At 32.1% G+C, this 12,302-nt stretch carries 9 protein-coding genes; all 9 read right to left on the reverse strand.

The features are described 5' to 3' along the window. Positions 1-52: 52 nt before the first annotated feature. The 9 genes from DFR80_RS01260 to DFR80_RS01300 all read right to left on the reverse strand — a co-directional run bounded on the left by DFR80_RS01260 (position 53) and on the right by DFR80_RS01300 (position 12,294). Positions 53-511, reverse strand: coding sequence for a hypothetical protein (locus DFR80_RS01260; RefSeq protein WP_076544944.1), 459 nt, complete (start codon positions 509-511; stop codon positions 53-55). A gap of 161 nt (positions 512-672) precedes the next feature. Then, on the reverse strand, positions 673-1,833 hold the full coding sequence (locus DFR80_RS01265; protein WP_076544946.1) for a BTAD domain-containing putative transcriptional regulator: 1,161 nt from the start codon (positions 1,831-1,833) through the stop codon (positions 673-675). A gap of 193 nt (positions 1,834-2,026) precedes the next feature. Beyond that, positions 2,027-4,300, reverse strand: a complete 2,274-nt coding sequence (locus DFR80_RS01270; RefSeq protein WP_114488994.1) for a glycoside hydrolase family 3 protein — start codon at positions 4,298-4,300, stop codon at positions 2,027-2,029. Positions 4,301-4,342: 42 nt separating this feature from the next. Further along, on the reverse strand, positions 4,343-7,066 hold the full coding sequence (locus tag DFR80_RS01275; RefSeq protein ID WP_114488995.1) for a family 78 glycoside hydrolase catalytic domain: 2,724 nt from the start codon (positions 7,064-7,066) through the stop codon (positions 4,343-4,345). Positions 7,067-7,133: 67 nt separating this feature from the next. Then, a complete protein-coding gene (locus DFR80_RS01280) occupies positions 7,134-7,973 on the reverse strand; it encodes a carbohydrate ABC transporter permease (RefSeq protein WP_114488996.1) in 840 nt (279 codons plus the stop codon). 15 nt (positions 7,974-7,988) lie between these two features. After that, entirely contained in the window at positions 7,989-8,861 is an 873-nt protein-coding gene (locus DFR80_RS01285; protein WP_114488997.1) for a carbohydrate ABC transporter permease, read from the reverse strand. Positions 8,862-8,961: 100 nt separating this feature from the next. Continuing rightward, positions 8,962-10,488 (reverse strand): ABC transporter substrate-binding protein, encoded by a 1,527-nt coding sequence (locus DFR80_RS01290; RefSeq protein WP_114488998.1) that lies wholly within the window; start codon positions 10,486-10,488, stop codon positions 8,962-8,964. 288 nt (positions 10,489-10,776) lie between these two features. Next, on the reverse strand, positions 10,777-11,793 hold the full coding sequence (locus DFR80_RS01295) for a LacI family DNA-binding transcriptional regulator (RefSeq protein WP_114488999.1): 1,017 nt from the start codon (positions 11,791-11,793) through the stop codon (positions 10,777-10,779). A gap of 231 nt (positions 11,794-12,024) precedes the next feature. Then, positions 12,025-12,294 carry an HPr family phosphocarrier protein gene (locus tag DFR80_RS01300; protein WP_076544953.1) on the reverse strand — a complete coding sequence of 90 codons (270 nt, stop codon included), beginning with the start codon at positions 12,292-12,294 and terminating at the stop codon, positions 12,025-12,027. Between the last annotated feature and the right edge of the window lie 8 nt (positions 12,295-12,302).

Below are 12,302 nucleotides of genomic sequence, written 5' to 3' on the forward strand. Positions count from 1 at the left end.
AACTACAATTTATTAAATTAAGCTTTATCTTAATTAAATTAAGATAAAAGCATTAATTTTGTCTAACTTTTATCTCCCGATTGTTACCAAACTGCGAAACTTTTAAATTGTTATTCCTACTGAACTGCTCAATTTCTGCTTTATTATTATATCCATATTGTGCAATTAGAGCCGTATTTGATCCTGTAAACTGTTTAATTAAAGCCTGATTATTATTGCCAACCTGAATTATTAATGATTTATTAACTTCGTTAATAATAGACTGATTTTGCTGCCAAATTTTAGCCTGATTAAAATTCCCTTTTTGTTTAATTAATGCTAATTGATTATCTTTTTTTAATTTAGAATAATTAAAATAATTAAGCTCATTATTTACTTTAAAATTATAATCTGTAAATTGATCTTTATTAAAATAAGACTTGTTTTGGTATTCCTGACCAAAAACTGAAGCTGAGAAAATCAAAATCAGCAGCACTAAAGATAAAATTAATAATAAGTTAATTACTTTCATTTGTTCACCACCTTTCTTTTTTACTCACCTCCTTTTGCAATAATAATGATAATCGTTCTCATTCGAAAAGATTCAGAACAATTCTCGAAAATTAATCGAAAATAGAAAAAAGCCACCTTTTTAGGTGACTTTTTTAAAAAATTCCAGCTATATTTTTTTAATTATTTTATTTCCTTAATATCTAATTTTGGTTTTTTAGGAAAATTAGTTTTATCAAAAAATTTATTGAATCTTTTAATAATTATTCCACTACTGTCAAGACTCATATCATGTAAAATTAGATATATTCTATTCTGAGCAGGACAGATATAATCTCCAAGTCTCATAATTGATTTAAACTTTGAAATAATTTGATCAAAAGCACATTTTACATCTTCAGTAGCTAAAGTGCCATCTTCAAACTCTAATGTAATTAGTAAAAATGCTTCCTCATCAATTCTCTGAACCTGACGCAATTCAAATTCAAAAATACTTTTAAATTCATTAATATTAGCACATTTCATAGCACCAGAATCAAAATTAATTTTTTCTTCAATATTTGTGTCAATATCTTCTTCTACAATATCTCTACTTTCTTTTATTCGATTCAGTTCAATCTTTAATTTCTTCTGCGGTGCGACGCCTAAATGCTCATCTAATATCTTTTTGCATTTCTTATAACAATTAATTGCTTCTGCAGTTCGACCAAGTTGATTAAATGTTTTTAGTTTTAATAAATAAAAGCTTTCCCGATAAGGATCATAATCTATTCCTTTATTTAAATAATTTAACGCATCTAAATATTTTTGAGCATTATACATTTTTCGGGACATTATTTCAATTAAATTAAGATATTTTTGTTTCAACTGCTCTCGATATATCTCTGTCCAGGAGGCATAACTTAAATCTGTAAAAAAATCATCTCGGTATAATTCAAACAATTTTTTTAGATCTTGAATAGAAAAGTCTCCTTTTCTATTAATTAATAGATCAGTTTTGTGACCAAAACAATCCCAATCTGTCCAAACTTTATAGTTTGAATTAATTGTATAATACCCATTATTCGACTCTACAATATCCTTATCCAAACCATCTCTGCTCAAAGATTTTCTTAACAAATAAATTGTGTCATATAGTTTCTTTTTTCCACGTTCAAGTACTGACTGCTGCCAAAAAATATCTACTAATTCTTCAGAACTAACTTTTCTTTTTCTTTCTACAAGCAAATACATAAATAAATACATTGCCTTTTTAGAAACCCAACTATCTCCATTAAAAACTCTGCTGCCATCTGAAAAATAAAATGATCCCAGCCCATAAAATTTAAGGTGTTTTCCACTCAATTTTATCACCTCAGAAAAAAGTCAATACCATTAATTAGATATAGTAACTATTTTTATTATATCATAATAGAATTAACTTCAAGTAAAAGGATAACAAATTAAAGATATTAAGCTGTTCTTCACACTATTTTTTTAATATTAACTCAAATTTCTTTTTAAGATTAAAGTGATTTGAGCTGGGGTTAGAAAACTACTATCTATTTAAATCATCTACTAAATCATTAATCATATTCATAGTAATCTTTTTTCCTCCAAAATGAGCAAGAGTTCTAAGAGGCATGTATTTCATCATAGCTTCAAACATATCCTCACTTATAGCTCCTTTATCATCTTTACCTAAAGGTGCTTGATCCATAAACTTATTTAGTATTTCATCAATCTTATTTCTAAGTTCTGGATTTTTTAATAAATCTCCTACGTTGGTGTTAACTGTAATTTCTCCAGGAATTTCAATAGTTGACTCCAACTCAACTGTTGTTTCCTCTCTAATATTTCGGGAAGAACTACCAACCAAAATTTTGTATTCTCCCGACTCAGCATACCAGTCGCTTATTTCTGTATTATAATAAGCAAAAGATCTTTTATCAAGATTGAAATTAATTACTCTTTGTTCACCGGGGTCAAGTTCAACTTTTGCAAATTCTTTCAATTCTTTTTCTGGCCTGGTTACTCTACTTTCTTTGTCTCTTATATATAACTGAACTATCTCTTTCCCCTTATATTTACCTATATTTTTAATCGTAATAGAAACATTTAGAGTTTCTTGATCGGTTAATTTCTCTTTATCTAACTCAAGATTTCCATATTCAAACTCAGTATAACTTAATCCATAACCAAATGGAAATAAAGGCTCTATTTTTTTGCTATCATAATAACGATAACCCACGAAAATACCTTCTCTATATTCGACCTGATCTCCATCTCCAGGAAAAAACAAATAAGATGGAGTGGCACTTAAATTTAAAGGAAAAGTCTCCGCTAATTTTCCGGAAGGATTTACTTTACCTAACAGAATATCAGCTATAGCTCCTCCCGCTGCCTGCCCACCTAGATATGCTTCCAAAATTCCATTAACATTATCTGCCCAGTTCATTTCTACTGGAGAACCATTGCTTAAAACAACTACCACATTTTCCTGTACTTCTGCTATTTTTTCAATTAAATAAGATTGGTTTGGTGGTATAGATAGTGTATTTCTATCATATCCCTCTGACTCATATCTATCTGGTAAACCAGCAAAAATAACTGTCATATCTGATTCCTTAGCAGTTTTCAAAGCCTCATTTATTAGCATTTTATCATTGTCATCCTGATCAAGATAATAACCTTCTGCATAGTTGAGTTGAGCTGAACTATTTATCTGTTTTTCAAGCTCCTGATATGCATTTTCTATCTTTGTTGGATTTATATGAGAACTTCCTCCCCCCTGATATCTAGGGTTTTTAGCTAAAGATCCAATTACTGATATATTTTTGTTTTTATCCAACGGTAGAATATTGTCTTCATTTTTTAAAAGCACCATACAATCAGCAGCAATACTGCGGGCCAATCTGTGATGCTCCTCTTTATTATAAATAATGTCCCGCTTGTTATTTTCTATTGCCTTAAAAACAATTTTAAGTATCCGTTCAACTGATTTATCTAATTTTTTTTCACTTAGTTCTCCACTTTTGACTGCTTCTAATATTCTTCTACTTCCATCTCCATGACTAGCAGGCATCTCCAGATCCATACCTGCCTCTATACCAGCGGCTCTATCATTAACTGCACCCCAATCCGAAACCACAAAACCTTTATGATTCCATTCTTCAGTTAATATGTCTGTTAATAGATACTTATTTTCTGAACAGTGTGTGCCATTTACTCTGTTATATGCACACATTACTGTCCAGGGTTGAGCTTCTTTTATCGGTTTTTCAAAGGCAGCAAGGTAAATTTCTCTTAATGTACGTTCATCTATTTCAGCACTTGTTGACATCCGTCTATGTTCCTGATTATTTACAGCAAAATGCTTAAGAGAGGTTCCCACTCCCTGACTCTGAACTCCTTTTATATAAGATGTAGCAAGTTCAGCACTAAGATACGGATCTTCTGATAAATATTCAAAATTTCTACCGCACAAAGGAGATCGTTTAATATTTATTCCTGGTCCCAGAAGAATAGAAACATCTTCTGCCTGACATTCTTCTCCAAGAGCCTGTCCGAGTTTATTGATTAAATTTCTATCCCAGGAACTTGCTAAAGCTGAACCAGTTGGAAAACAAATAGCCTCAACACTATCTCTAATTCCAAGATGGTCCGCACCTTCACTTTGCTTTCTCAAACCATGGGGGCCATCTGCCATCATTAGTGCTGGTATTTTTAACCTCTCATTTTCTTTTGTATACCACCAGCTTGCTCCTGAGCAAAGATCAGCCTTTTCTTTTACAGACATTTTATTTACTATCTCTTTAATGTCTCTTTTCATAAATAATTCCTCCTAAAGTGTAAATTTAATTTGTACCATACTTTAAGCTGGAGTATCTAGTTTAAAGTCAAAACAATACTTTCCAGATCCGACTTCTAATTCAACACCTTCATCAATATCTTTATAGTTATAAATCCCTTCTATATTATGAGTATTATTTTTTAATAAAATATCATTTTCCCTGACTGTATCTACTAAGGCATCAGGTAAAATAACTACAGCAGTAGTGTTAGGAGGAACTTCTATTTCCATTTTCATCCTATTATCAATAAGCTTCCACTCAGATATAATCTTCCCATACATTGACTCATGCCTGACCCTTGCCGATTTCAGACTTCCTCCTGGCTTAGGATCAATTATTATCTTTTTAAAACCCGGCTCTTCTTCGTTTGTATTTATCCCACCAACTACCTGATATAACCAGTCACCAATTGCACCATAAGCATAATGGTTAAATGAATTCATAGCATCAGGCCAGAATGAACCATCTTCTTTGATACTGTCCCAGTGCTCCCAGATTGTTGTTGCTCCTTTGGTTACAGGATAAAGCCAGGATGGATATTCTTCTCTTTCCAATAACTTATACGCTAACTCTGGATAACCATTGCTGCTGAGTGCATGACACAAATAGGGTGTTCCAACAAAACCAGTTGTCAGATGCCCATCTCTCTGATCTACATACTCAGCCAGAGTATCAATTATTCTCTTTCTATTTTCTTCCTTAACTAAATCAAAGTACAATGCCAGTACATGAGCAGTCTGGGTTGGTTCAGACAATCTTCCATTTGGAGTCACAAATTCTTTTCTAAAGTTTTCTTTTATCTTTTTTAGAAGATCAGAATATTCTCTGACATCTTCTTTATAACCAAGAATCTCTGCAATTTTTAAAAACAGGCTGGTAGAATATGCATAATAAGCTGTAGCAACAAAATCATCAGAAGTTGCTCCTTTATAGCTGTTCTCTTTTGAATCAAGAGCCAGCCAGTCTCCAAAGTGAAAACCGGTATTCCAGAGATATTCATTTTCTCCCTGATTCCTTATATACTCTATATAAGCTTTCATGCTCTCATACTGTTCTTTTAGAATTTGCTCATCTCCATAAGTTAGATAGATTGTCCAGGGAACAATAACTGCTGCATCACCCCAGGCCGCAGAAGTATGCTCAATCTCAACCGGAATAATTCTTTCTTCAGCAGATATATTTACTTCTGGATCAGGTATTACAGCAGGTATAGATCCATTATCTATTTGTTCACATTTTAAATCTCGCAGCCATTTAGTAAAAAATAGTGCTGTATTCATATTATAGCTTGCTGTCTGTACAAATACCTGAGCATCACCAGTCCACCCTAATCTTTCATCTCTTTGCGGACAATCTGTAGGTATATCAAGAAAATTCCCTTTTTGACCCCAGATAATATTTTCAAATAGTTGATTTATCATAGAGTTTGAACAGGAAAATTCTCCTGTTCTTTCCATATCTGAATGTAAGACAACTCCCGTAAAATCTGACAAATCTACTTCCCCAGGATATACCTCAAGCTTTATGTAACGAAAGCCCTGAAAAGTAAAGTGAGGTTCAAAACTTTCCTGACCATCACCTTTTAAAATATACTCTATCTTTTGTTCGGCTCCCCTTAAATTACCTGTATAAAAATTGTCATCCTGATCAAGAACTTCAGCATGCTTTAAGATAACTTTATCACCAGCTTTTCCTTCTACTTTAAAATGAATCCAGCCCACCATATTCTGTCCCATATCAATAACTGTTTCTCCAGCAGGTGTGGTAAATATTTTTTCTGGCTTAATTTTTTCTATTTTTTTAACTGCTTCATTTTCCTGAGCTAATAATATTTCTTTATCTTGATCTAAAATTTTTACTTCAGACCAGTCTTCAGCGTTAAAAGCGGGCTGATTCCAGCCTGAAATTTCTTCTCTGGCATCATAAATTTCTCCCTGATAGATATCTGACATAATTATTGGTCCAGCTGTAGACTTCCAACTCTGATCAGTCTTTAGCAGTTCTTTTCTTCCATCTTGATAAATAATATGAAGCTGCATAATTACAGCTGTCTGATCACCATAGAAACCCCGTTTATCATTCCACATCAAATCTCCTTTATACCAGCCATCACCAAGAATGACACCCAGAGCATTATCTCCTTCTTTTAATAAATCTGTAACATCATAAGTCTGGTATTGTAAGCGCTGATCATAAGTTGTCCAGCCTGGTGTGAAGTAATAGTCTCCCACTCGTTTTCCATTCAAACTGAGCTCATATAAGCCAAAAGAACTAATATAAATACGAGCTTTTTTTATATTATCGTTAACAGTAAAATCTTTTCTAAAAATGGGACAGGACTGGAGTTTTTCATTCTGATTTTTATAATCAGAAGTTATCCATTCAGCTTCCCATTCATTTTTATTAACTAATCCCATTTCCCAATAGGCTGTATTACTCCAATCTGATTTGCTGCCTTTTTGATCTTTAATTTGAACCCGATAATAATATCTAGTTTTCGATTTAAGTTCTGGACCGTCATATTTAACATGAACAGATTGTTCAGACTTCACAAAAGAAGTGTCCCAGACTATATTAGAAAAATTTTCATCTAGAGCAACCTGTATTTTATAAGCTGACTGCTTTATTCCTCTTTCATTTCCTTTAAGCTTCCAGCTTATTCTGGGATTTAAATTATCAATTCCTAATGGATTTTTTCTGTATTCAACTTTTAAATCATAAATATCAAGCTTATTTTTTTCCATATAATAGTCACTCCTAGCATCTTATTTTATATGTTTTTTACTAACGATTAAAAAACCGAATAAATAATTATTTATTCACAGAAATACCACCCTGTAAACCTTCAATAAATTTATCAACAAAGAAAGCAAAAACAATAATTAAAGGTATAGAAACTATTGTATATCCCGCAAATAATACACCCCAATTAGTTGCATTAGCATTCTGATAGGTCAATAAACCAGTTGCTACTGGAAATTTGCTGGTAGTAAACATAGAAACTAAAGGCCAGGGAATTGCATTCCAGGTAAATAAAATATCAATTATGGCTAAGGTACCTAAAGCCGGCCTTGCCAAAGGTAAAGCCAGTTTATAAAAAATCCTAAACTCTGATGCTCCATCAAGTCTTGCAGCCTCAAAATATTCTTTAGGTATATTATCAAAAAATGTTCTCATAATAAAGGTTCCAACAACAACCTCATAAGAAGACCACTGTAAAACAAGTCCATGAGTTGTATCCAACCAACCCCAGGAAGCAAAAAGAGAATATAAAGGAACAAGCAACATCATTCCTGGCACCATCATCAAAATCATAAGTGACATAAATAAAAAGTTTTTACCTTTAAATTCATACCTGCTAAAAGCATACCCTGACAGTGAAGATATAAAGAGTACAATAAAGGCATTTAAAGCTGTATAAAACAAACTGTTTTTTAAATAACTAAGAACTCCTCGAGCTGCAAAGAAGTTTTCAAAATGCAGGGGCCAAGAAGGCAGCCAGTAATTTGAGAAAAACTGATTATTGGTTTTAAAAGCACTTATAATAAGAAAAAATAGTGGATAAAAGGTTAAGATACCTAATAAAAATAAGCCAATATGTTTGGGTAGATCTTCTTTAGTTTCTTTAGATAAAAGCCCTTTCTTTTTCATTATTTTTAATCCCTCCTAAAGTTCACTATTCATATTGCGAATATTAAAATAAGATATTGCAAGCAGCATGAGCATTAAAATAACTCCGATTGCTGATGCATAGCCAAAACGCCCATAGTTAAAAGCATTCTGGTAAAGATAATAACCTGGAACCTGAGTAGCATTTCCTGGACCACCTTTTGTTAACACCTGAAAAATAGCAAATCTCTGAAATGAATTTATTAATGTCAGTAAAGATGCCAGTATAAGCTGTGGTTTTAAAATAGGAATATCTATACTAATAATTCTTCTAATAGTTGTTGCCCCATCTAAAATTGCCGACTCTTTAACAGCTTCGGGAATGTTTTGCAGACCAGAAACTATAATTAAAAATTGGATTGTTGCCACAAATGGAAATTGAACCATAGCGACTGAAATTAAGGCGGTAGAAGAGTTTCCTAACCAGGCCTGGGTAAGAAAATCCAGTCCAAAACTATTTAATAGATTATTTAACATTCCCACCTGGGGAGAGTAAATAAACTGCCAGATTAATAAAGTTACTGTCCAGGGAACAACCATTGGTGCAACAAATAAAACTTTCCATCTATATGACCATTTCTTGCTATTCAAATTATATATAAGCTCTGCTGCTACAAATGAAAATAAAATTATGAACACTAACCTAACCCCAGAAAAAACAAGAATATTTTTTAGTGATTTAATAAAAACTCCATCATTTATTAAATCAATATAATTAGAAAAACCAATAAACTTACTAATATTTCGACCATCCCAGTAAAAAAAGGAGCGAAAAATAGCCATAAATGTTGGTACATATCTAAATAATGCTACTGATACAAAGATAGGTATAAGAAACAAATAGGGAATACTTTTTTGTTTTAATTTCACTAAGATATCTCCTTTCACTTATAAATAATTCCACTTTCAAAAGTTATTATTTAAGGTACCGGTAGTTTTGAATACCGGTACCTTAAACTTGTCTTATATTCTATTCATACCAATTCCATTCATCAGAATACTTTAAACCTAATTCTTCGACAGTAGACTCCATAATTTCCTGCAGCATTTCTTTTGCCTCACTCTTCTCAATATCTCCTAATAAGAAGTTCTGCATTACTCTGTCATAATCATTTCCACCTCTACTAGTTAAACGTCCAATTGGATCAGGGAATAATCTAATAGGTAATGCGGCAACTTCCTGAAATGAAGCCATCTGAGGATCTGCTTCTACACCTTCAGCAATTGGTAAAAACATCATTGATTCAGAGATAAGCTTTCCACTATTTTGCTGTGCACTCCAGAACATTAAGAAGTCAATAGTTTCTCTTAATTTTCCTTCTTCTGCTACCTGTAATGGAATACCATACTGAGCAGCACCAGAGGGACCTCCAACACGATAAATTTTTCCTGAAGCATATTCTGATGTTTCTTCTGTAATTTCTGGCAGATAAGTTACTCCATAATCAAATTGTGCTTCCTGTGACACATTCATCATATCCCAGGATCCTCCCCAGTACATTGGCAGGCGACCACTTATAAAGTTTTGATAATTCTGACTTTGACTGCCGCTGGTAAATCCTTCTCCCCAGTATTGAGACCATTCTTTCATAATATCTAAGAAAGCATCAAATCTGGGATCAGAGGTACTAAAACCTCCATCATAAACTGCCTTAGCAAATTCTTCCTGGGTTAAAGTTCTTGAAGTTCCTTCGGGAATATTATACTTATCCATATAAAAATCAGCGACCTTATCTTCCCAGACTGAAGACATTACTAAATCATCTGCCCATTGATATGTTGACCATCCCGGTAAAATAAATACACCAATTGGAGTCTGATAACCAGCCTCCTGTAATTTTCCTAAGTCAGCAAGAAAATCTTCCCAGTTATCCCAATCAGCGCTGACTCCAACTTCATTAAATATTTCCTTGTTATAATAAAGTCCTGTTTCAACCCAATCTAAAGTTAACTGATATTGTTTCCCCTGTGGAGATCTGGTTTCATTCCAAACAAAATCAGGAATTAAATTTTTCCATCTTTCACTACCAGGCTTTCCATCTTCAACATAAGGATTGGGGAGTTCTAAAAAGCTATCTAATGGTAACCACCAATTATTTTTAGCCTGTTCCCACTTTTTATAATACTGTTCCCAGGCTATCTCTGGAGCTCTATTAGCAGTCATCCGGGTTGTTAACCATGTTCTTGAATCAGACTCATTTGAAGGTAGTTCGATTAAGTCTATATTAATATCTGGATGAATTTTTTTATATTTTTCAACTAATTCAGTAACCATTTCTGAACTATTTGGATATGTTTCTGGTGCATAATAGTTTTGAGGAGTAAAACTGATTTCACCTTCTAATCCATCTGCATCTGCACCAAATAGAGTCCCTTCCACTTCATCCTGAAGATCATTAACATAATCATCTTGAGCCTGTACAGCAGCAAAACTAACTAAAACAAATACAGCTACAAATAAAACCATTAAACTTGATTTACCCATTTTTTTAAACATAAAACACCCTCCTAGTATTTTTTTGCTTAACTAAGTTACCTTAAGTATCTATCCCCCCCTTATTTTTTGAGTTATTCGAGTAACAGCATTTAAATAAAATTTAAAGCTCTTAGTTACTCGAGTAACTATTGTTAATAAAGCATTCTTAATTAATTATATATTAGGTTATATGCTTTCAAATTTATTAAGTCTTTTTACAGTTAAAGTGCACAATCTTTTTAATATTGTGTTTTTTTAAACTATATTTAAGCTATCTATTCTGTATTATACTTACTGATAAATTCTAAGTTATAGCTTAGATGTGCTGCCTCTAATAACCAAGTTTGTTGGGACTTCTATATTAGTATGTTCCATATTTCCCTTAATCATATTGTCTATTAGCTCCATTGCTTTTACTCCATTTAGCTTATTATCAACATTTAAGGAAGTTAATTTTGGCGTTGTTATCTTAGAAAATATTGTATTATCTATACTAACAAGAGAAATATCCTCTGGAACAGCCAAATTTTCTTCTTTTAATGCAGTTAATGCTCCTGTTGCCATATAATCATTTATTATAATAACTGCTGTAATATCTGTCCCTCTTGCTATTAGTTCTTTCATGTATTTATATCCTTCCTCATAGGAACTGTTATAAGGTGGCTTTCCGAATACTACTCTGTTTTGCTCATAATCAAGATTGTACATATCTAAACAATTTTTATAACCTTCATATCTGCTTAGATTGCATTCAAGTCCTGGTTCAATATAATCAATAAAGCCAATTTTTTTATGTCCTAACTCTATGAGATGTTTGAAGATCTTCTTCATGCCATCAAAATAGTTAACATATATATTTGAACTATACTTTTTGAAAGGATTATTTTCTAAGGTATTTATAATAACAGTACCGTTTTCATGCATCTCTTTTATTTTTTTAAAAGGTACTTTATCTTCTGTATTCACAATTATAAATACACCATCAATACTTCTACTTAAAAAATCATTAAAATATTCACTGGTACTATTATTTCCAATTCCAATATTGGTTATATACCCTCTTTTTTTAGCTTCACTTTCAAAACCCAAAATTATCTCACTAAAATAAGGGTTAGTAATATCATCAATCAAGATAGCTACCTGTTTACTCTGTTTAGTCTTTAAACTTTTAGCTATCATATTAGGTTTATAATCAAGTTCTTTAATAGCTTTTTTAACTTTTTGTGATAATTCTTCACTTACATATTTAGTTTCATTTATTACATTAGAAACAGTCGCAGTGGAAACTCCTGCTTTTTCTGCTACATCTTTTCTGGTTACAGACATAATTATCTACTCCTATTAAAAGTTACTCGAGTAACTTAATCTCAAAAAAATATTTTTCTTATTTGTCTGAATTATATTACATTATAATTCTTTTGTCAATAGTTTTCTTTTATTTTTTTGTTTTAATGTTTTATTATTTTGTTTTTTATGTTTTGGGTTAGTTTTAAATAAAAAAGCTCTATCCAGATTTTATAAAGGATAGAGCTTTTTCTTTAGCTATTTTTTTTGAAATTAATGTTCCAATAACTCAACTTCAATAAACTCTGTTAAACCCTCAATTGCCGCCTCAGCATCTTTACCATCTGCTTTTAAAGTTATTTCATCACCTTTGCCAATACCTAAACTCATGATTCCCATAATACTTTTGGCATTTACTTCTTTATCTTCCATTAGAATCTCTACTTTCGCTTCAAATTGACCTGCCTTTTTTACAAACTGTGAGGCAGGTCTGGCGTGGAGGCCTGTCTCATTGTTAATTATTAGTTTCTTTTCTACCGTCATTTAATAAT

The sequence above is a fragment of the Halanaerobium sp. ST460_2HS_T2 genome, assembly GCF_003337665.1.
Classification (GTDB): Bacteria; Bacillota; Halanaerobiia; order Halanaerobiales; family Halanaerobiaceae; genus Halanaerobium; species Halanaerobium kushneri.